Here is a 20,740-nt window from a genome sequence, read left to right as displayed (position 1 = left end):
GCGCGACCCATGGCAAGTGAAATTCTGATTGTCGACGACGAGGCCGATATTCGCGATCTCGTCGCAGGCATTCTCGAGGACGAGGGTTTTGTCACGCGCACCGCGCGCGACAGCGACTCCGCGCTGGCTGAAATCGCCAACCGGCGGCCGCATCTGGTGTTCCTCGACATCTGGCTGCAGGGCTCCAAGCTCGACGGCTTGCAGCTCTTGGAGCAGGTCAAGAAGGACAACGCCGACCTGCCGGTGGTGATGATCTCCGGCCACGGCAACATCGAGACCGCGGTCGCCGCGATCAAGCGCGGCGCCTACGACTTCATCGAGAAGCCGTTCAAGGCCGATCGCCTGATCCTGGTCGCGACCAGGGCGCTGGAGAACTCGCGGCTCAAGCGCGAGGTCAAGGAGCTGAAGCAGCTCGCGCCGAGCGCCAGCCAGCTCGTCGGCCGCTCGCCCAGCATGAACCAGCTGCGCCAGACCATCGAGCGTGCGGCCAAGGCCAACAGCCGCATCCTGATCGTCGGCCCCGCCGGCGCGGGCAAGGAGCTGACCGCGCGCACGCTGCACACGGCCTCGGGCCGCGCCGACGGCCCGTTCGTCGTCATCAACGCCGCGGCGATCACGCCCGAGCGCATGGAGCACGAGCTGTTCGGCATCGAGCAATCCAACGGCGAGCAGGCGCGCAAGCCCGGCGCGCTCGAGGAAGCCCATGGCGGCACGCTGTTCATCGACGAGATCGCGGACATGCCGCGCGAGACCCAGAACAAGATCCTGCGCGTGCTGGTCGAGCAGTCGTTCCAGCGCGTCGGCGGCACCTCGAAAGTGCAGGTCGACGTCCGCATCATCTCGTCCACCGCGCGCAATCTCGAAGAGGAGATCGCGGCCGGACATTTCCGCGAGGACCTCTATCATCGGCTCTCGGTGGTGCCGATCCGCGTGCCCGCGCTGTCTGAACGGCGCGAGGACATTCCGGAATTGATCGACTATTTCATGGAGCAGATCTCGGCCGGTAGCGGCCTGCCGAAGCGGCAGATCGGGCAGGACGCGATGGCGGTGCTGCAATCGCACGTCTGGCCCGGCAATGTGCGCCAGCTCCGCAACAACGTTGAGAGGGTCATGATTCTCGCCGCGGGCGGTCCGGAGGTCATCATCACGGCCGACATGTTGCCGCAGGACGTTGGTTCCATGGTGCCGGCGATGCCGACCAGCAACAATGGTGAGCACATCATGGGCCTGCCGCTGCGCGAGGCCCGCGAAGTTTTCGAGCGCGACTATTTGATTGCACAGATCAGCCGTTTTTCAGGAAATATTTCTCGCACAGCCGAGTTCGTTGGCATGGAACGGTCGGCGCTGCATCGAAAGCTGAAGGCGCTCGGCGTCGGCTAGCCCACCTTCGAGCGACGCGAAGATTGGTCGGCACAGAGAAAGAGACGTCAAAACAAGACTCTAACACCGTGACGTTGCGGCGCCGTCTCGAGGGACGGGTGCGGAAAATCATCGAATTCCGTAGTTTTTCGGGCCGTCGCGGCACGCTCTGGGACGTGAAGCGGCTTGCCTAATAGGCCCACCTGTCTTCTAATCGCACAGCTGTTCCTTCCGAGGGGGATCTCATGAGGGACGGCAACCGGGAGAGGCCCCGAACCTCAGAAAGAGGGCCGCAACCGGCGCAATAAAAAGAAACTCAAAGCGAGAAAAAAACAATGGCGGCAGACCGCGCACAAAACCTACAGGACACCTTCCTTAATCACGTTCGCAAAACCAAGACGCCACTGACGATCTTTCTGGTCAACGGAGTGAAGCTCCAGGGCATCGTGACCTGGTTCGACAATTTCTGTTTGCTGCTTCGGCGCGACGGTCATTCGCAGCTTGTCTACAAGCATGCGATCTCGACCATCATGCCTGGTGCTCCGATCCAGTTGTTCGAAGGCGGCGAGGATCAGCCGGCTTGAGAGTGATCTGATTGGAACCCCGGAATTTCGACGGGGAGGCCGACCGTCCGCGGTCGGCTGGGGCTAAGCAGACGGGGCGGGTGCTTGTCATCGGCCCCTATTTGCGCGTGCGCGCCGGCGGTGCTGACGCGCAGCCGGAAAGCCATGCCCTTCCCAACCATGTTCAGCGCGACGCCGAGGCCCGCCTGGACGAAGCCGCGGGCCTCGCACGCGCGATCGATCTCGTCATCGCCGACGCCATCATCGCGCCGATCAGCCAGATCAGGCCAGCGACATACATCGGCAAGGGCAAGGTCGAGGAGATCGCCGCGCTCGCCAAGAGTCTCGACGTCGAGCTCGTGGTGATGGATTGCGCGCTGGCCCCGATCCAGCAGCGCAATCTCGAGAAGGAATTGCACGCGAAGGTGCTCGATCGCACAGGCCTCATCCTCGAAATCTTCGGCCGCCGCGCCAAGACCAAGGAAGGCTCGCTCCAGGTCGAGCTCGCCCATCTCAACTACCAGCGTTCGCGCCTGGTGCGATCGTGGACCCATCTGGAGCGCCAGCGCGGCGGCTTCGGCTTCATGGGCGGACCCGGCGAGACGCAGATCGAGGCCGACCGCCGCCTGATCCAGGAGCGCATCACCAAGCTCGAGAGCGAGTTGAAGAAGGTCCAGGCGACGCGGCGGCTGCATCGGGCCGGCCGCCAGCGCGTGCCGTATCGCGTCGTGGCGCTGGTTGGCTACACCAATGCCGGCAAGTCGACACTGTTCAACCGCCTGACCCGCGCCGACGTGCAGGCGGCGGATATGCTTTTCGCGACACTCGATCCGACCTTGCGCGCCCTCAACCTGCCGCATGGCGGCAAGGCGATGCTGTCGGACACGGTCGGCTTCATCTCCAATTTGCCGACCCAGCTCGTCGCGGCCTTCCGCGCCACGCTGGAAGAGGTGCTGGAAGCCGATGTCATCCTGCACGTCCGCGACATCTCGCATGAGGACGCCGAGGCGCAGCAGGGCGACGTTGATGCCGTGCTGCGCCAGCTCGGCATCAACCCCGATGATTCAGGCCGCATCATCGAGGTCTGGAACAAGATCGACCGCTACGATTCCGAGCAGCGCGAAGAGCTCCTGAACATCGCCGCGCGCAGGCCCGAGGATCATCCCGCGATGCTGGTCTCGGCCGTATCAGGTGAGGGCCTCGACGCACTTCTTGCGGCGATCGAGGAACGGCTGGCGGCAAAACGCACCACGCTCGATCTCTCGATCGACGCCGCCGACGGCGCCGGCATCTCCTGGCTGCATCGCAATGCCGAGGTGCTGTCGAAAGAGCTGCACGACGGCCGCTTCGACATGACGGTGCGGGTGGACGAGACCAAGCGGGATATCGTGGTCAACAGGTTCGACGCCGTGCCGCGTCTGTCGATCACATAACGGCTGTCGTCCCTGCGAACGCAGGGACCCATACCGCGTGATCCATCTTCGTATGGCGGTCTACGTACCGACGCGTCCTTGACTTCGAGCCTTCGCCAAATTGCCGCCTGTGGCTATGGGTCCCTGCGTTCGCAGGGATGACAGCGGAGTTAGCGGCCGGCTTTCTTGCGTTCTTCTGACGCTGGTTTCCCTTCGCCCTTCGCCGCATTCCACAGCGCATCCATCTCCGCGAGCGAAGCCTGCTCCAGCGTGCGACCCTGCGCCTCCAGCGCGCGTTCGATATAGGCAAAGCGCCGCTCGAATTTCGCGTTGGTCGCGCGCAACGCGCTTTCCGGATCGGCATCGACGTGGCGGGCGAGGTTGACGAGGGCGAACATCAAATCGCCGGTCTCCTCCGCGATCTCCCGCTTGTCGCCACGATCGAGCGCGGCTTCGATCTCGTCGGCTTCCTCGCGGATCTTTGCCAACACCGCGCGCGGGTCGTTCCAGTCGAAGCCGACGGTGGAGGCCTTGCGCTGCAACTCCATCGCCCGCGTCAGCGCGGGCTGGCCGGCTTTCACGCCTGACAGCAATGATTTGTGCGCCGGCACTTGCTCCGGCGGACGGCGCGCGGCGCGCTCGGCCTTCTCCTCGGCCTTGATGCGGTCCCAGACTTCCTTGACGTGAGAGGAGGCGAGGTTGCCGTCCTTGTCGGCGAAGACGTGGGGGTGGCGCCGGATCATCTTTCGGGTGATGGCCTCGACGACGTCGCCGAACGCGAAGGCATTCTGCTCCGACGCCATCTGGGCGTGGAACACGACCTGAAGCAGCAGATCGCCAAGCTCCTCGCGGAGATCATCGAGGTCGCCGCGGTCGATCGCATCGACGACCTCATAGGCCTCCTCGATCGTGTAGGGCGCGATCGTCGCAAAATCCTGCTCGAGGTCCCAGGGGCAGCCGGTCACCGGCGTGCGCAGCGCCGCCATGATTTCGATCAGGCGGGAAATGTCGCGGGAAGGGGTCATTGGGCACCGGAGTTCGCGTTTCCGGCTTTATGCCAAAAGCCCGGCATTGATCCCAGCGGAACAAGTCGAAATCGGACTGATTTCCACCGAACGGCTGGAGCGGGACTAGACCGAACTCCGCCGAAGCAGCAGCATGCGGATGAACATCGCCGCGCAAAATCCAAAAAAGAGGATCGGCGCGAGCGCAACCAATCTGCTGCCCGGCTCGGCGACGAACATCAGGAGTCCGCCGGCGACGAGCACCAAAGACACGATTGTCAGGAGCCAGAGCACGATCGGGCCGTGCGCGCGTGCCTGGGACGTCATGCTCTCCTTCAAGGAAAGCCCTTCGTCCGCGGCGTTCAGCCGAGGGAGCAGAATGCCCATCCAAGCAAGGTAAAACACCAGGCAGGCGCCGGTCAGAGCCACGGAGACGCCGACATTGTATCCTCGAAAGAGGTTTGGTGCGACGATGATCAGCAGGAGTGAAACCACCATATAGGCCTTCACTTGCTTTCGGAGCCGCCCATAATCGTCCTCTGAGCCAACCAGGTAGCCGCGGCCGAGAACGCCCCATGGAAAGAACAGCCGGCGCCCGTCCTCGGTGGTCTTGAAACTGCCGCTGGTCAGCCCTTCAAAGTAACCCATGTCGCATTCCTCCGAGCCATCACGCATGAATGTGGCTACGCTACCAGAGCGGGTATGTGACGGTAAATGATCCAGCGCACAGACATGGATGCGGTCGAGTGATCTTGCATTGATGGCGCCGGCGAAGTGGACTACCTGAGGCCCATGAGCGACGCATTTTCATCACATACCGCGCTGGTGCTGTTCTCCGGCGGCCAGGATTCTACCACCTGCCTCGCCTGGGCGCTGAGCCGCTTTGCGCGCGTGGAGACGCTGGGGTTCGACTACGGCCAGCGCCACGCCATCGAGCTCGATTGCCGCGACCACCTGTTTGCCGACGTCAAGGCGCTGCGCGCGGATTGGGCGGCCAAGCTCGGCGAGAGCCATACGCTGGCGATCCCGACGCTGGCGGCGGTGTCCGAGACCGCGCTGACGCGCGATGTCGCGATCGCGATGGGCGCCGACGGGCTGCCGAATACGTTCGTGCCCGGCCGTAACCTCGTGTTCCTGACCTTCGCTGCAGCGCTGGCCTACCGGCGCGGCATCACCCACATCGTCGGCGGCATGTGCGAGACCGACTATTCCGGCTATCCCGATTGCCGCGACGAGACCATCCGCGCCATGCAGGCCGCGCTCTCGCTCGGCATGGCCAGACCGTTCGAGCTGCACACGCCGTTGATGTGGATCGACAAGGCCGCGACGTGGAAGCTGGCGCAGGATCTCGGCGGCGAGGGCCTGGTCGATCTGATCCGCGAGCACTCCCACACCTGTTATCTCGGGACGCGAGGCGCGCAGCATGACTGGGGCTATGGCTGCGGCGAGTGCCCGGCGTGCAGCCTGCGGGCGAAGGGGTGGCGGGAGTTCGCGGCGGGAAGGTAGCTGCCTCGCATTCGGCACTCGTGCCCCGGACGCAGCGCAGCGCTCCTTCAGCGGTGCGCTGCAGAGCCGGGGCCCATGCCTCTATATAGTGCTGTGTGGCTTTCTGGGTCCCGGCTCTGCGCAGCAGCGTTGCACGCTGCAGCGCGTCCGGGACACGAGCGCAGCGCGAGCTACCTAAAATCCTCGTCCCGCAGCTCGATCGGCTTGCCGTGCGGCGTGCGATCCGCCGCGTGGTCCCAGGCGTCGCGGTAGCGGTGCAGCGTGTCCATCGAGGCGACGCCTTTGCTGGCGACGAGGCCCTCCAGCGTGGCGAGCCAGTGCAGATAGTAGGTCTCGCCCGTGTCAGGATCGCCGGCGGCCTGCGCGCGCTTGATCTCGGCGGCGAGGCTTGCTGCCCATTCCGGCCAGGTGAACACGCCGCGCTCGTGCAGGCTCAGCGCCATCGCGAATGCATGCGCTTCCCAGGGCGCGCGGAATACCGGACCGTCGTCGTCGCGCGGAATGCTCGGGACGGCCGCCGTCGCGGCGGCGGCAGCTGCGCTGCTCATCACGCCGGATCCAGATAGGGCTCGAAGGCGTCGATCGAGACCTTCAAGGTCGGATCGCCGTCCTCGCCCCAGAGATCGCGCCCCTCGAACACGACGGTGTAGAGCCATTGCGGATGTTCGCCGCGCTCCATCGCCGCCGTGTCCGGAAACACGTGGCAGCCATGGTTGAGCTCGACGACGCCGACATGGCCGCGCACGTAACGCGGCAGCCGCGTATGCGTGGTGGGGTGAATGTTTTTCGCGCGCACGCGGTCACCGATGTTGAATTTGGCAGGTGCGGGCGCCGTACGGCCGAACTTGCCGCGCACCATGATGCGCTCGACCTGGCTGAGATCGAACTTGCCGTGCTTGAGCGCCTTGCCGGGCTGCATCGCGTGGCCGGCGGCGACCTCCTCGCGGGTGAGATAGCCCTTCTCGATCAGCATTTCCTCGAGACCGAGAAACCATTTCTTGTAATAGGAGCTCGACAGGTACACGTCCGGCGGAAGGGTCTCGCGGTAGAAGCGCGAGGTGTCGATGTTGAAGGCGCCGGCCGCGCCCATCGCGCGCACCATGGCCAGCACGCGCGACTCCCAATCTTCGTGAAACATCGGCTCGTTCAGCTCGGGCTCGACCTTGCCGAAGCCGTCCATGCCGCCCATGTCGTGCACGCCGTTCATGAGGGCGCTCCGGGCGTCCTGGGAAAGCCGGTGCCGATCATGGAATCGCGCGTGACGAGCTCGGCGAGCTGCTCCTCGCTCCACCCCTCGGTGCCCGCGGGCCGCATCGGCAGCACCAGGAAGCGCGTCTCGGCGGTGGAATCCCAGACCCGGATTTCCATGTCCTTGGGCAGCGTCACGTCGAAATCGGCGAGCACGCCGCGCGGATCCTTCACCGCGCGCGACCGGTAAGGCGAGGCCTTGTACCAGACCGGCGGCAGCCCCAGCATTTCCCAGGGGTAGCAGGAGCACAGCGTGCACACGACCATGTTGTGGCGTTCGGGCGTGTTCTCGACCACGACGAGATGGTCGCCGACGCGGCTGACATGGCCGAGCGTGCCGATCGCCTTGGAGCCGTCCTCCAGAAGCGCCTGCTTGAACGCCGGATCGGTCCAGGCCTTGGCGACGACGCGGGCGCCGTTGTGCGGGCCGATCTTGGTCTCATAGGCCTGGATGATGGCATCGAGCGCGGCCGGCTCGACATAGCCTTTTTCGGTCAGGATCGTCTCGAGCGCGCGCACGCGCAGCTCGGTCTCCGACAGTTCGGAATGGTCGTGATCGTGGTCGTGATGATGCTCGCTCATGATGCGAAGATAGTCCCAGAATCCGGGCCTTGTCGAGGCGAAGACTCTGCTAACATCACCCCATGGGCAGGGCTGTACAAATCACAATTTCCGCCGCAATCGCGGCACTTGTCGCATCGGCGGCGCATGATGCGCGCGCCGCGAATGGCGCCTATGCGGTCGATGCCGCAGACATATCGGAAGTTGGCTCCTGCAAGGTCGAGAGCTGGCTGTCGGCGGCGTCCAACACGGATATGCAGGCGGTTGCAAATCCCTCCTGCGTCGTCGATCCCTTCAGGCCGGTCGAGCTGAGCCTGCAGACCATCCGGGCCAGAAGCGACGGCGACTGGAGCACGACAATCGCTCCGAAAGCCAAGACGAACTTCATCCCGACCGGAATCGGACGGTGGGGACTGTCGGCCTATGGCGGCGGATCGTTCGACGCGGCGACCGGCGAGGCACTGTCGATTTTCGCGGTCATCCCCGCGACGTTCCGCCTGTCGGAGACCATGCGCATCAACGTCAATGGCGGCTGGCTGTGGGATCGCACCGTGGATCGCCATTACCTGACCTATGGCATCGGCTTCGACTGGAAGTTCACCGACACCCTGCAATGGACGATCGAGGCCTACGGCCAGGCCGGCGCGTCCGAGGTCGCAAGCGTCGTGCAGCCGCGGCTGCAGACCGGCCTACGCTACCGGCCCAACGAGATATTCTCCGTAGACGTAATCTTGGGCCGCAACATCACCGGCGAGAATGCCAACTGGATCACCATCGGGACCACGATCCGGTTTCCGGTCCAAGGCAGTGAGCCGGAGCACCGGCGTACTGGGCATCTGTAACCAAGAGCAACAAGACCAGGGGAGACGACGGTTGAGCGACTACGTGACGATCGAGAAGGGACATGGGCCGGAGGGACGCATCGCGATCGTGCGGTTCGATCGGGGCGACGGCATCAACGCGCTGTCGCCCGAGGCGCTGCGCCAGCTCACCGCGGCGGCGCGCAGTTTCGAGGATGACGCGACCACCTCCGTCGTGGTTCTGACCGGCAGCACCAGCGCCTTCAGCGCCGGCTTCGACCTGAAGGACGCGGAGGGCCGCTCGCGCAAGGAGATGGATCTCGGCACGCTGCGCCGGCACCTCAAGCTCGGGCCGCGCCTGACCCATGCCTGGCAGGAGATGGAGCAGATCACGATCGGTGCGATCGAGGGCTTTTGCGTCGGCGGCGGCGTCGCGCTCGCGGTGGCGCTCGACTTCCGCGTGATGGGGCACGACGCCCACTTACGCGTGCCCGAGATCGGGCTCGGCATGAACATGAGCTGGCAGAGCATCCCGCGCATGTTGCATCTGATGGGACCTGCCCGCACCAAGCAGGCGGTGATCCTCGCCGACCAGCGCATCAGCGCGGACGAGGCCTATGAATGGGGCCTGGTGGAACAGGTCACCGACCCCGGCCATGCCTTCGATGCGGCCATGGATCTCGCGCGCAAGATCGCCGCGCAGCCGCCGCTCTCGGTTGCGATGACGAAACTCACCGTCAACCGGCTCACGCATGCGCTGGACGATCTTGCCAGCCACATGGACGTCGACCAGTTCGCGCTCGCCAGCTTCAGCGAAGACCACAAGGAGGGCGTCGAAGCGTTCCTGGGCCGCCGCAAGCCGCGCTTCAAGGGGCGGTAGACTGACGTCAGGCCATTGATCGCATCCCCGACAATCCGTATACGCCGCATTGGGACAAGGGCAGGCTCGGTCAACGAGCCGCACGAGGCGACGACATCAGAGGGGAGGGCTCATGACCGCTAGTTCGCAGGCGCCTGAGGCAAAGGGATTTCGCTGGAAACTGGTCGCACCGCTCGCGGTGTGGCTGGCGATCTATCTGTGGCCGGCGCCGTCCGGGCTCAACGTCAATCAGTGGCACTATTTCGCGGTGTTCGCGGCCGTCATCACCGGGCTCATCCTGGAATCGATGCCGGTCGGCGCGGTCGGCTTCATCGGCCTCACGGTCGCGGGCGTTGCCGGCTATATCGATCCCGATCCCGGCAAGTCGCTGCGCTGGATGCTGGCAGGCTTCGCCGAGAGCACGGTCTGGTTGATCGTCGGCGCCTTCGTGTTCTCGATCGGCTATCGCAAGAGCCAGCTCGGCCGGCGCATCGCGCTGGTGCTGGTGCGGCGGCTCGGCCGCAACACGCTCGGCCTCGGCTATGCCGTGGCGATGTCGGACTTCCTGCTTGCGCCGGCGACACCCTCGAACACCGCGCGCAGCGGCGGCATCGTCTATCCCATCATCTCCAACATCCCGCGCATCTACGGCTCGGAGCCCGGACCGACTGCCGGCAGGATCGGCACCTATGTGATGTGGACCGCGTTCGCCGCGACCGCGATCACGAGCTCGCTGTTCTTCACCGCGCTCGCGCCCAATGCGGCGGCGTTGGCGATCGCCAAGAAGACCGTCGGCGTCGAGGTCAGCTGGAGCCAGTGGTTCATGGGCTTTGCCCCGCTCGGCCTCCTGCTGATGATCGTGGTGCCGCTGCTCAGCTATCTGGTCTGCCGGCCCGAGGTGAAGCGCAGCCCCGAGATCTCCGAATGGGCGGCGAAAGAGCTCGCCGAGATGGGCCCGATGTCGCGCAACGAGTGGATCATGCTGGCGCTGATCGTGCTTGCGATGTTCCTGTGGATCGCAGGCTCCAGTCCGGACATCCACGTGCCCGTGCTCGGCTCGAATTTCGTCAACGCCACCACCGTCGTGTTCATCGTGATCTCCCTGATGCTTGTCACCGGCGTGATCGAGTTCGCCGACATCGTCAGCGAGAAGAGCGCCTGGGAGGTGTTCTTCTATTTCACCTCGCTGCTGACGCTGGCCTCAGGCCTGAACGAGATCGGCTTCATCAAATGGTTCGCGACCGAATACGCAAAGCCGCTCGCGGGGCTGGCGCCATCGACCGCGATGCTGCTGCTGGTCGCGCTGTTCTTCTGGATCCACTATTTCTTCTCGAGCATCACCTCGCATGCCGCCGCCGTGCTGCCGGTCGTGCTCGCGGTCGGATCGGGCATCCCAAACCTGCCGGTGACGACGCTTGCGATGCTCTGCATGTACTCGCTCGGGCTGATGGGCGTGATCTCGCCTTACGCGACGGGTCCGGCGCCGATGTATTTCGGCAGCGGCTATATCGGGAAGGGCCAGTTCTGGGGCTTTGGCCTGATCTTCGGGCTGCTGTATTTTGCCGGGCTGCTGCTGATCGTGCTGCCCTGGCTGCAGATGAAATGATCCGGGCGGGAGGCTGATACCCCCGGGCGAAGGAATATTCTTCGCCGGGGAGGGATTGGGAAAACTTCGTCCATCTCCTCGCAAATATCTGACATTGCAAGAAAGACTGGAAAGGGCGATGGTGCGTGCTGCGGTGCAGCGCGTGCCCCCTTTGAGGCGTTTGCTGCTGTTCCATCTCCAGTCGCTGGTGCGACCCGGCTTTCGTTTGCCTTTTGGGGTGAGCGAGAGAATTATTATGCATGAAGGCCGTCTCCATGAACGCTCACCAATCGCTTGCCGTCGGACAGCCGATTGCGCCGCCTGAAGCGATATCTCGGGCCGCGCCGGAACCGGACGCGATGGTCCGTTTCGCCGGCATCTCGAAGACCTATCCCGCCTATCGCGGCAAGCCCGGCGTCAACGCGCTGCAAGACGTCGACTTCGCGATTCCCCGCGGCTCCATCACCGGCGTGATCGGCCGTTCCGGCGCCGGCAAGTCGAGCCTGGTGCGGCTGATCAACGGACTGGAGAAGCCGACCACGGGCCGCGTCATCGTTGACGGCCGCGATATCTCGGCGCTGGCGGGCCGCGAGCTCAGGCTGGCGCAGCGTTCGATCGGCATGATCTTCCAGCACTTCAACCTGCTGTCCTCACGCACCGCGGCCGACAACATCGCGCTGCCGCTCGAGATCGCCGGCTGGACCAAGGCCGACATCAAGACCCGTGTCGCAGAACTGCTCGCGCTCGTCGGCATTGCCGACAAGCACGACCGTTATCCCTCCGAGCTCTCCGGCGGCCAGAAGCAGCGCGTCGGCATTGCCCGTGCGCTGGCGACGCGGCCGAGCGTGCTCCTGTCGGACGAGGCGACCTCGGCGCTCGATCCGCAGACCACGCGCGCCATTCTCGACCTGCTCGCCAACATCAACCGCGAGCTCGGCGTCACCATCGTGCTGATCACCCACGAAATGTCCGTGGTGCGCCAGCTCGCCAAGGAAGTCGTCGTGCTCGATGCCGGCCGCGTCGTCGAGAGCGGCCATGTCGCCGACATCTTCACCCATCCCAGGCATCCGATCACGCAATCCTTCCTCGCCGAAGCGATCGGCGACAGCCTGCCGGTCTCGCTGGCGAGCCGGATCGTGTCGGAGGCGCCTGCCGGCGGGCAGGCCGTGATCCGCGTCCAGGTGCGTGGGGCAGGGGCCGGCGACACCGTGGTGGCGCGGCTCGCCCGTGAGCTCGGCCTCGACGTCGCGCTGCTGTCGGCCCGCATCGACGAGATCGGCGGCCAGCATGTCGGCTCGCTCGTTCTGGGCATTCCCGGCCGCGATGACGCGCAGGCGCGAGTCCTTGCCTGGCTCTCTCAACACCAATTCCCGGCGGAGCATCTCGGCTATGTCGCCTGAACTCATCAATCTGATCATCCAGGCGACCTTCGAGAGCCTGTATATGGTCGGCATCGCGGCAGCTCTCGGCACCGCCTTCGGCCTGCCGCTCGGCGTGTTTCTCGCGACCAGCCGCAAGGGCGAGCTGTTTGCGGCGCCCCTCGTCAACCGCGTGCTCGGCGCCATCGTCAATGCGACGCGCTCGACGCCCTTCATCATCCTGGTCGTCGCCATCATCCCGTTCACCCGTCTGGTCGCGGGCACCTCGATCGGCTCGACCGCCGCGATCGTGCCGCTGACGATTGCGTCGGCGCCGTTCATCGCCCGTCTGGTCGAAGCGGCCATTCGCGAGGTCGACGGCGGCCTGATCGAGACCGCGTCCTCGTTCGGCGCATCGCCCATGCAGATCGTGCTCAAGGTGCTGATCCCGGAGGCGCTGCCCGGCCTGCTGCTGGCGCTGACGCTCGCCGTGGTCAGCCTGCTCGGCTACTCCGCGATGGTCGGTGCGGTCGGCGGCGGCGGCCTCGGCGATCTCGGCATCCGCTACGGCTACCAGCGCTTCATGCCGGAGATGATGCTCGCCGTCGTCGTCGTGCTGATCGCGCTGGTGCAGCTCGTGCAGAGCGCGGGCGATTATCTGGCACGGCGGGTCAACCGCCGCTTGCGGCATCGCTGAACCAACTATCCCCAAACTGGAGACTTCAATGCGTTTTCTCGCAACCCTTGCGGCTGCAGCCTTGCTTGCGACCTCAGCTCACGCCGAAACCATCCGCGTCGGCGTCACCGCCGGTCCCCATGCCGAGATCATCGACGTCGTGAAGAAGGTCGCCGCCGAGCGCGGCCTCGACCTCAAGGTGGTCGAGTTCACCGACTACGTGATCCCGAACCAGGCGCTGGCCCTGAAGGATCTCGAGGCCAATTCGTTCCAGCACGAGCCTTACCTCAAGAACCAGATCTCCAAGACCGGCTGGAAGATTGTCAAGGTCGCCAACACCATCGGCTCGCCGCAAGGCGTCTATTCGCAGAAATACAAGAAGCTCGCCGATCTGCCCGAGGGCGCCCGGGTCGCCATCGCCAATGATCCCTCCAACGGCGCCCGCGGCCTGATGATTTTGGCGTTGCACGGTTTGATCAAGCTCAAGGACAACAATAACGTCGCTTCGACCATCGCAGATATCACCGACAACCCGAAGAAGCTCCGCTTCGTCGAGCTTGATGCCGCCCAGCTTCCACGCGCGCTGCAGGACGTCGACCTCGTCGCGATCAACAACAATTACGCAGTCCAGGCCGGCCTCAATCCGGCCAAGGATGCGGTCGCGCAGGAGAACGCCGACGGCCCCTGGGTCAACATCCTCGCCGTCCGCGAAGAGGACAAGGACAAGCCCTGGGTGAAGCAGCTGATCGAGGCCTATCACTCCGAGCCCGTGAAGGCGTTCCTGGAGACGCGCTTCAAGGGCACCTATCTGCCGACCTGGTAGCAGAGCACGCGCGTCAGGCGGCCAGCCTGGCGCGCCGCAGCGTCTCCGAGGGCAACTCGGAGAAGTGGCGCTTGTAGTCGAGCGAGAATTGGCTGAAGTGCCAGAAGCCGTGCTGCACGGCGACGTCGTAGACCGAGGTCTCGATGTCGCCGGCGCGCTTGAGGTCACGGCGTACGCGGTTCAGCCGCATCGCTCGCCAATAATGCATCGGGCTCGTGCCCAAGACGTCCTGGAAGCAATAGCCGAGCTTGCGCGGGCTGGCGCCGACCGCCTTGCAGACCTCCAGCAGCGAGAGCGAGCGATCGCCGCTGCCATGCATCAGCTCGCGCGCACGATCCACGGTCCGTTTCCGTGCCGCGGCGCTGCGGCCGGGATCGCTCGGGCGTGCCGTCGGCAGCATGTCCATGATCTCCACGAGGAGGGCGTCTTCGAGGGCCTGCCGCGCCGCCGGATCGTCGAACGTCTCCGGAGCTGTCGTGATGGTCGCCTCAATGGCGGCGAGATGCGCCCGCAGCCGCGCGACCGGCGCTTCCGCCATTTCGATCACCTGCAACCGATGCCAGGCGGTGCGTGGCAGCTCGATGTCGAGCCGGCCCGCCAGCTCTGCAATCAACACCGTGCTGGCAACGACGCCGCGCAGCTCGAAGGCCTTCGGCGTGCACATGTCGATCTCGGCGTCGATGCTGGCGAGCACGTGGGCGCCGTTGGCACTGGTCCCGTTGCAGTTGAGCTCGCCATCGCCGTCCCAGGGCAAGCCGATCCCAAAACTGTCCGCCCCTAGCTGTCCGTATTGGCGGACCTGCTGGCTGGTGATCTCGCGAAACACGTCGACACGGGGCAGGGCGAGTTGGGTGAAGCTGCCTCGAAACGCGCCGGCGCTGATCTGGTCGTAGCTCAACCGCCAGCGGCCGAGGCTGGCGCAGTGCTCGTCAACGTCCGAGCTGCTGGCCTGGAAAAGGCTGGCAGCCGAGTCCTGAATCGGAAGAGTTGCGCTTAAGGCCATGACGATACGGGAAAATCTCCAAGCCAGGCACGAGCAAGATCCGCGCCAGACTGGCACGGCCACAGGCGCTGTCCAGCAAAATATTGCCGGATCTCGATAACGCCCGGCGGCGTCGCGGTGCAGGCTTCCGTCCTGCCGTTCCGGCATCGCAGCCGGGGCGGCACTTTGCGGAGGGATCGAGATGCGACCGACCGAGATCATGCGCGGCAGCCCGCCCGTATCAGAGGCCCAGGTGACGCGCGCCAATTGGCGCAGCTTTCCCGCGATCCGCTGGGGCTTCACCCACACCCGCGAGGTGCTGCCGACCGCCGAGATCCGCCGCTCGGCCCAGCCGACGCCAATGCGAAGCGCGCCGTGCGAGCTGGCGAAGCTCGGCTTCACCGCACCCGACGGCCAGGAGACCACGATCGAAGCAACGCTGCGCGAGACCTTTACCGATACGCTGCTCGTCATGCACCGGGGCACGCTGATCCACGAATGGTACGGCGACGGCATGAGCGTGACCACGCCGCATCTGATCTGCTCCATCAGCAAGGCGATCGCCGGCACGCTCGGCGGCATCTTGGCCGCGCGGGGCCTGGTGGATCCCGAGGCGAGAGTGCTGCGCTACGTGCCGGAGCTGGAGAGCTCGGTCTATGCCGGCTGCACCGTCCGCAACCTGCTCGACATGGCCGTCGCCATCAAGTTCGAGGAGGATTACGAGGACCCCGCCGGCGACGTCGCGCGCTACCGCTTCTCCTCCGGCTGGGACGTGCCGCCTGCCGGCGTCGAGCCGGGTCACCAGCGCGCCTATCTCACAACCCTGCGCGGCACCGGTAAGCCGCACGGCAAGGTGTTCCACTATGTCTCGCCCAATACCGAGGTGCTCGGCTGGGTCTATGAGCGTGCCTGCGGCATGCCCTACCATCGCATCCTCTCCGACTATCTCTGGCAGCCGCTGGGCGCGGAGGAGGATGGCTCGCTGACACTCGACAGCCACGGCATGGGTCGCATCGCCGGCGGCATTTCCGTGACCGCGCGCGACCTCGTCCGTTTCGGCGAGATGATCCGCTGCCGCGGCGTGGTGGAGGGGCGGCAGGTGGTGCCGGGCTGGTGGATCGACGACATCCGCGAGAACGGCGATCCCCAGGCCTGGGCCGACGGCGACCTCGCCGAGTTCTTCCCGGGCGCGCGCTACCGAAGCAAATGGTTCACTATCGATCCGTCGCGCAACGCCATCACTGGAATCGGCATTCACGGCCAGCATCTCTATGTCGACCTCGACTCCGATACCGTCATCGTCAAGCTCGCCACGCAGCCCAAGGCGATGGACGTGCCGATCGACCAGCGCTGGTTTGCCGCCTTCAGCGCCATCACCGCGCATCTCGCTTGATCCCGGGACATCGCCATGCTCGACACCGTCAAACCCCCATCGCCGTCGCAGACCGCGACGCCCCATCCGCTCGATCCGCTGACGGCCGAAGAGATCGCCGCAGCCTGCGCCCTGGTACGCGCTGCTGCGGCCTCGCCGGAGAGCTGCCGCTTCCCGACGGTGCGGCTGGAGGAGCCGACCAAGCAGGAGCTGGCATCAGGGGGCGCAGGACGCCGCGCCTTCGCGCTGACGCTGGACATTGCCACCGGCGAGGCGATCGAGCACATCGTCGATCTCGCTAGTAATGAGATCATCGCGCGAAAGATCATTCCGAACCGCGAGGCGCCCTACGGGCAGCCGCCGGTGATGCTGGAGGAGTTCTTCAAGTGCGAGGCCGTGGTGAAGGCCGATCCCGGCTGGCGCGCGGCGATGATCCGGCGCGGGCTGACCGACAAGGATATCGAACTGGTCCAGGTCGACCCGTTCTCGTCGGGATTCTTCGACAAGGCGTTCGAGCGTGGCGCCCGCATCGTGCGCGCCGTAAGCTATTTCCGCGAGCATCCGCAGGACAACGGCTATGCGCACCCCATCGAGGGCGTCGTTGCCGTCGTTGACCTGATCGGCGGCAAGGTCATCGACCTCACGGATGAGGATCCGATCGTGCCGATTCCGCGCAAGAAGCGGAACTACGGCGCGCATGAGGTGACCAATCCGCGCACCGACATCAAGCCGCTGCATATCGAGCAGCCGGAAGGGGCCAGCTTCAAGGTCGATGGCTGGAAGGTCGACTGGCAGAAATGGAGTTTTCGCGTCGGCTTCACCCCGCGCGAGGGGCTGGTGCTGCATCAACTGAGCTATCAGGACGGCGCGCGCAAGCGCTCGCTGATCCATCGCGCCAGCGTCACCGAGATGGTGGTGCCTTACGCCGATCCGACCGCGAACCATTTCTGGAAGTCGGCGTTCGATGCCGGCGAATATGGCCTCGGCATGCTCGCCAATGCACTGGAGCTCGGCTGCGACTGCCTCGGCAATATCCATTATTTCGACGTGCCCGCCGCCGACAACAAGGGTGAGCCCTTCGTCATGCAGAACGCCATCTGCATGCATGAAGAAGATTACGGAATTGCCTGGAAGCACTACGAATTCCGTAACGGCCTGTTCGAGGTCCGCAGGTCGCGGCGGCTGGTGATCTCGTTCTTCGCAACCGTCGGCAATTACGATTACGGCTTCTACTGGTATCTCTACCAGGACGGCACGATCCAGCTCGAGACCAAGCTCACCGGCATCATCCAGACCACAGCCGTGCAGCCGGGTGAGAAGTACAAATGGGGCGGCATGGTCGACGACAATCTCGGCGGTCCCACGCACCAGCACTTCTTCAACGTGCGCCTGCACATGGACCTCGACGGCGGCGGCAACACGGTGACGGAGCACGAGTTCGTGCCGCGGCCCTGGGGGGCGGACAATCCGCACGGCAACGTATTCGACACCACCACGCGCGTGTTGTCGCGCGAGCGCGATGCGGCCGCGGTCGCCAATGGCGAGACCGGCCGGTTCTGGAAGATCAGCAATCCCAACGAGACCAATTCGGTCGGCGGCGCGCCGGCCTACAAGCTCGTCGTCAATCCGAGCCCGCTGATGCTGGCGCAGGAGGGCAGCTATGTGCGCAAGCGCGGCGGCTTTGCCACCAAGCATGTCTGGGTGACCGCGTTCGACGCCGCCGAGAAATACGCCAGCGGCGATTATCCCAACGTCCATGCCGGCGGCGACGGTTTGCCGCGCTATGCAGCGCAAAATCGCAACATCGAGAATGCGGATATCGTGGTGTGGCACTCGTTCGGCCACACCCATGTCTGCAAGCCCGAAGATTTTCCGATCATGCCGGTCGAATATGCCGGCTTCGTACTGAAGCCGACCGGCTTCTTCGCGGCCAATGCCGCCGGCGACATCCCGCCGGACCGCAACAGCCGCAGCGTGCTGGCGGGAGAGACGAGCGCCGCCGCCACCTGTTGTCACGCGGACCGATCGTAAAGCTTCAACGGCTCGCGCATTTCGGCTCTGATCGCAACGCGGCTTGCGCGATGCGCGCCATCGCGCGGCTGCGTTCGACGGACCGTCGATTCCCAATCTGGAAATATTCCAATTCTAAACAAGCAACGTCGCGAAGTGCGTGAGCGCATTGGTCGCACGTGCTGCTCACATGTCTGGAGAAATTCTAACGCTGTTCCTATCGCGCTCCCCAACCGCCTGCGTTAGGGCGGAACATCAAGAACGATACCGGCGAAGCCGGCAGTGCGTGGGGCTCAATAGACGTGACCAACTCCAGATTTTCTTCGCGTTCCGATACGCGTCTTCGACACTTGCGTGTGCTCTTCTTCGGTGCCGTCAGCACATTTGCGCTCGTTGTTCCCCTCGCTGCCACACAAGCGCAAACGCAAATTCCCGCCGTCACCGTCGATGCGCCGGCCCAGCGCGCCCGTCCTGCGGCGATTGCTTCGTCGCGTCGGGCGACGACGCGGACCTCGCGCGCCAATCGCCGCGCGCCCGCGCAGCAGGCCGCGCCAACGCAGTCGGCATCGTCGAACGGCGCGACCGGTGAGCGCGCCAATGGTCCGGTCCGCGGCTTCGTCGCGACCCGAAGCGGTACCGCGACCAAGACCGATACGCCGCTGATTGAAACGCCGCAGTCGATCTCGGTGATCACGACCGACCAGGTCAGGAACCAGGGTGCGGCCTCGATCGGCGAGGCGCTGCGCTACACCGCGGGCGTCAGCGGCGACGTCAATGGCGGTTCGGATACCCGCTTCGGCGGCCTCCAGATCCGCGGCTTCGACATGACCATGCCGGGCCTCTACGTCGACGGCCTGCGGATCCCCTCCAGCAATTACGTGCATTTCAACGGCCTCGATCCCTACGGCGCCGAGCGCATCGAGGTGCTCAAGGGGCCGTCATCGGCCATGTATGGCGGCAGCGGCACCGGCGGCCTGCTCAACTACGTGACGAAGCTGCCGACCGCGCAGCAGTTCGGCGAAGTCTCGATCTCCGGCGGCAGCTTCAACCGCTACCAGGGCCAGTTCGACATGGGCGGCCCCGCCAACAAGGAAGGCACCGTGTTGTGGCGCCTGACCGGCGTCGTCCGCGATGGCGAGACCCAGGTCGATTTCACCAAGGACAATCGCGTCTTCATCGCGCCCGCCGTCACCTTCAAGCCGAACGAGGACACCACGCTCACGATCCTCGCCAATTATCAGCGCGACCGGGCAGGGTGGGGCCTCCAGTTCCTGCCGGCGTCAGGAACGGTCTGGCCGAACAATGGCCGCACCATCCCGGTCTCGTTCTTCGCGGGCGTGCCGAGCTTCGATGCGTTCAACACGGAGATCGCAACCGCCGGCTACCAGCTCTCGCATAATTTCACCGACAACATCACGTTCCGGCAGAACATGCGCTACGCCTACCAGCACAACGAGGAGAAGGTCTTCTACGGTGCCGGCTACACCAACGAAGCCGCGGGCGACTATGCCCGCGTCGGCAGCTACAGCAACTCGTACATCAACTCCTTCGCGGTGGACAATCAGCTCCAGGGCAAGTTCGCGACCGGCTTCCTGCAGCACACCGTGCTGGCCGGAGTCGACTATCGCAACACCAGCTTCCGCGACACCGCCTTCGGCGTGACGACCTCGTCCCCCACTGTCAACGTCTTCAACCCCGTGTACAGCTACGACTACGCCGTGGACACCACGCCGGGCGACAAGACCGGCGTCAAGCAATCCCAGACCGGCCTTTACCTGCAGGATCAGATCAAGCTCGGCCGGCTGTCCTTCCAGCTCGGCGGCCGCCAGGACTTCGTGACGACGCAGGTCGATAACGGCATCGCCAACACCTCGACCTCGAAGGACGCCTCGGCCTTCACCGGGCGCGCGGCCGTGGTGTACAATTTCGACAACGGCGTCGCGCCTTACGTGAGCTATTCGGAATCCTTCCTGCCGGTGCTCGCGACGGCCGGCGGCCAGCTGCTCAATCCCGAAACCGGCGTCCAGTACGAGGTCGGCGTCAAGTACCAGCCGCTCGGCTGGAACGCGCTGTTCACCTTCGCGGCCTTCGACCTGACGCGCGACAACGTCGTCGTCTATGCGCCGCCGACCTATACGGCTTCGCAGCTCGGCCAGGTCAAATCGCGCGGCATCGAGCTCGAAGGCACCATGTCGCTCGCCGACGGCTGGAACCTGCGCGCCGCCTACGCCTATGTCGATGCCGAGCTGTCGCGGGATCCGGTCAATCTCGGCAAGGCGCCGACGACGGTGCCGCTCAACCGCGCTTCGCTGTGGAGCGACTACACGTTGCAGACCGGCCAGCTCGCCAGACTTCAGTTCGGCGGCGGCATCCGCTATGTCGGCGCGACCTGGGGCGACGACGCCAACACCTTCAAGGTGCCGTCCGCGACCGTGCTGGATGCGCTGCTCGCCTATAGCCGGGACAATTGGCGGCTGTCGCTGAACGTCACGAATCTGACCGACCTGCGCTATGTCGCCGCCTGCTACGGCGCGGCTTCAGGTTGCTTCTACGCCGAGGGCCGCAAGGCCATCGGCAAGCTGACCTACCGCTGGTGATTGCACATGCGCGCCGGACCGCTTG

General features: G+C 65.0%; 19 protein-coding genes. 13 read left to right on the top strand and 6 right to left on the bottom strand.

Going from position 1 to position 20,740, the window contains the following annotated elements:
• Positions 1 to 9: 9 nt before the first annotated feature.
• From ntrX to hflX, 3 genes are all read left to right on the top strand, one after another.
• The gene (gene ntrX, locus QRQ56_RS06755; protein ID WP_438738573.1) at positions 10 to 1,380 is read left to right on the top strand and encodes a nitrogen assimilation response regulator NtrX; all 1,371 of its coding nucleotides are present in this window, start codon (positions 10 to 12) and stop codon (positions 1,378 to 1,380) included.
• 314 nt (positions 1,381 to 1,694) lie between these two features.
• A complete protein-coding gene (gene hfq / locus QRQ56_RS06750) occupies positions 1,695 to 1,943 on the top strand; it encodes an RNA chaperone Hfq (protein WP_007591126.1) in 249 nt (82 codons plus the stop codon).
• A gap of 11 nt (positions 1,944 to 1,954) precedes the next feature.
• Positions 1,955 to 3,355 (top strand): GTPase HflX, encoded by a 1,401-nt coding sequence (hflX, locus tag QRQ56_RS06745; RefSeq protein ID WP_438738571.1) that lies wholly within the window; start codon positions 1,955 to 1,957, stop codon positions 3,353 to 3,355.
• A gap of 149 nt (positions 3,356 to 3,504) precedes the next feature.
• Here the strand turns inward: hflX and mazG are convergent, their stop codons facing one another.
• Together mazG and QRQ56_RS06735 are read right to left on the bottom strand one after the other, a co-directional pair.
• Complete coding sequence (mazG, locus tag QRQ56_RS06740; protein WP_438738570.1) at positions 3,505 to 4,359, bottom strand: nucleoside triphosphate pyrophosphohydrolase; 855 nt, start codon at positions 4,357 to 4,359, stop codon at positions 3,505 to 3,507.
• 105 nt (positions 4,360 to 4,464) lie between these two features.
• Positions 4,465 to 4,986 (bottom strand): hypothetical protein, encoded by a 522-nt coding sequence (locus tag QRQ56_RS06735; protein ID WP_438738568.1) that lies wholly within the window; start codon positions 4,984 to 4,986, stop codon positions 4,465 to 4,467.
• 144 nt (positions 4,987 to 5,130) lie between these two features.
• Here QRQ56_RS06735 and queC point away from each other — a divergent pair, with 144 nt between their 5' ends.
• On the top strand, positions 5,131 to 5,844 hold the full coding sequence (gene queC, locus QRQ56_RS06730; RefSeq protein ID WP_438738566.1) for a 7-cyano-7-deazaguanine synthase QueC: 714 nt from the start codon (positions 5,131 to 5,133) through the stop codon (positions 5,842 to 5,844).
• 170 nt (positions 5,845 to 6,014) lie between these two features.
• On the opposite strand, the gene QRQ56_RS06725 is transcribed toward queC, so the two are convergent.
• From QRQ56_RS06725 to nthA, 3 genes are read right to left on the bottom strand one after another with little or no spacing between them, the layout of a single operon-like run.
• Positions 6,015 to 6,392 carry a nitrile hydratase accessory protein gene (locus tag QRQ56_RS06725; RefSeq protein ID WP_438738565.1) on the bottom strand — a complete coding sequence of 126 codons (378 nt, stop codon included), beginning with the start codon at positions 6,390 to 6,392 and terminating at the stop codon, positions 6,015 to 6,017.
• The gene (gene nthB, locus QRQ56_RS06720; RefSeq protein ID WP_438738563.1) at positions 6,392 to 7,051 is read right to left on the bottom strand and encodes a nitrile hydratase subunit beta; all 660 of its coding nucleotides are present in this window, start codon (positions 7,049 to 7,051) and stop codon (positions 6,392 to 6,394) included. The genes QRQ56_RS06725 and nthB overlap by 1 nt, the downstream gene beginning before the upstream one ends.
• Complete coding sequence (nthA, locus tag QRQ56_RS06715; RefSeq protein WP_438738561.1) at positions 7,048 to 7,674, bottom strand: nitrile hydratase subunit alpha; 627 nt, start codon at positions 7,672 to 7,674, stop codon at positions 7,048 to 7,050. The genes nthB and nthA overlap by 4 nt, the downstream gene beginning before the upstream one ends.
• Before the next feature lie 62 nt (positions 7,675 to 7,736).
• On the opposite strand from nthA, the gene QRQ56_RS06710 reads away from it, so the two are divergent.
• The 6 genes from QRQ56_RS06710 (at position 7,737) to QRQ56_RS06685 (ending at position 13,754) form a co-directional block, all read left to right on the top strand.
• Positions 7,737 to 8,495 (top strand): hypothetical protein, encoded by a 759-nt coding sequence (locus QRQ56_RS06710; RefSeq protein ID WP_438738559.1) that lies wholly within the window; start codon positions 7,737 to 7,739, stop codon positions 8,493 to 8,495.
• Positions 8,496 to 8,526: 31 nt separating this feature from the next.
• The gene (locus QRQ56_RS06705; protein WP_438738557.1) at positions 8,527 to 9,333 is read left to right on the top strand and encodes an enoyl-CoA hydratase/isomerase family protein; all 807 of its coding nucleotides are present in this window, start codon (positions 8,527 to 8,529) and stop codon (positions 9,331 to 9,333) included.
• A 112-nt stretch (positions 9,334 to 9,445) separates the two neighbouring features.
• Positions 9,446 to 10,918: a DASS family sodium-coupled anion symporter gene (locus tag QRQ56_RS06700; protein WP_438738555.1), complete on the top strand. Its 1,473-nt coding sequence runs from the start codon at positions 9,446 to 9,448 to the stop codon at positions 10,916 to 10,918.
• Positions 10,919 to 11,157: 239 nt separating this feature from the next.
• A complete protein-coding gene (locus QRQ56_RS06695; RefSeq protein ID WP_438738554.1) occupies positions 11,158 to 12,297 on the top strand; it encodes a methionine ABC transporter ATP-binding protein in 1,140 nt (379 codons plus the stop codon).
• Complete coding sequence (locus QRQ56_RS06690) at positions 12,287 to 12,952, top strand: methionine ABC transporter permease (protein WP_438738552.1); 666 nt, start codon at positions 12,287 to 12,289, stop codon at positions 12,950 to 12,952. Before QRQ56_RS06695 ends, QRQ56_RS06690 begins: the two co-directional genes overlap by 11 nt.
• Positions 12,953 to 12,980: 28 nt before the next feature.
• On the top strand, positions 12,981 to 13,754 hold the full coding sequence (locus tag QRQ56_RS06685; protein ID WP_438738550.1) for a MetQ/NlpA family ABC transporter substrate-binding protein: 774 nt from the start codon (positions 12,981 to 12,983) through the stop codon (positions 13,752 to 13,754).
• A 13-nt stretch (positions 13,755 to 13,767) separates the two neighbouring features.
• On the opposite strand, the gene QRQ56_RS06680 is transcribed toward QRQ56_RS06685, so the two are convergent.
• Positions 13,768 to 14,757: a helix-turn-helix domain-containing protein gene (locus QRQ56_RS06680; protein ID WP_438738548.1), complete on the bottom strand. Its 990-nt coding sequence runs from the start codon at positions 14,755 to 14,757 to the stop codon at positions 13,768 to 13,770.
• A gap of 181 nt (positions 14,758 to 14,938) precedes the next feature.
• Between QRQ56_RS06680 and QRQ56_RS06675 the strand changes: the two genes are divergently transcribed.
• The 3 genes from QRQ56_RS06675 (at position 14,939) to QRQ56_RS06665 (ending at position 20,715) form a co-directional block, all read left to right on the top strand.
• Positions 14,939 to 16,129 carry a serine hydrolase domain-containing protein gene (locus tag QRQ56_RS06675; protein ID WP_438738546.1) on the top strand — a complete coding sequence of 397 codons (1,191 nt, stop codon included), beginning with the start codon at positions 14,939 to 14,941 and terminating at the stop codon, positions 16,127 to 16,129.
• A 15-nt stretch (positions 16,130 to 16,144) separates the two neighbouring features.
• The gene (locus tag QRQ56_RS06670; protein ID WP_438738544.1) at positions 16,145 to 18,139 is read left to right on the top strand and encodes a primary-amine oxidase; all 1,995 of its coding nucleotides are present in this window, start codon (positions 16,145 to 16,147) and stop codon (positions 18,137 to 18,139) included.
• Between the two features lie 335 nt (positions 18,140 to 18,474).
• Positions 18,475 to 20,715, top strand: a complete 2,241-nt coding sequence (locus tag QRQ56_RS06665) for a TonB-dependent siderophore receptor (protein WP_438740099.1) — start codon at positions 18,475 to 18,477, stop codon at positions 20,713 to 20,715.
• Positions 20,716 to 20,740 lie beyond the last annotated feature (25 nt).

Source organism: Bradyrhizobium sp. U531, assembly GCF_051710265.1.
Lineage (GTDB): Bacteria > Pseudomonadota > Alphaproteobacteria > Rhizobiales > Xanthobacteraceae > Bradyrhizobium.
Note: the sequence above shows the minus strand (reverse complement) of the source record. Positions and strands in the feature narration are given on the sequence as shown.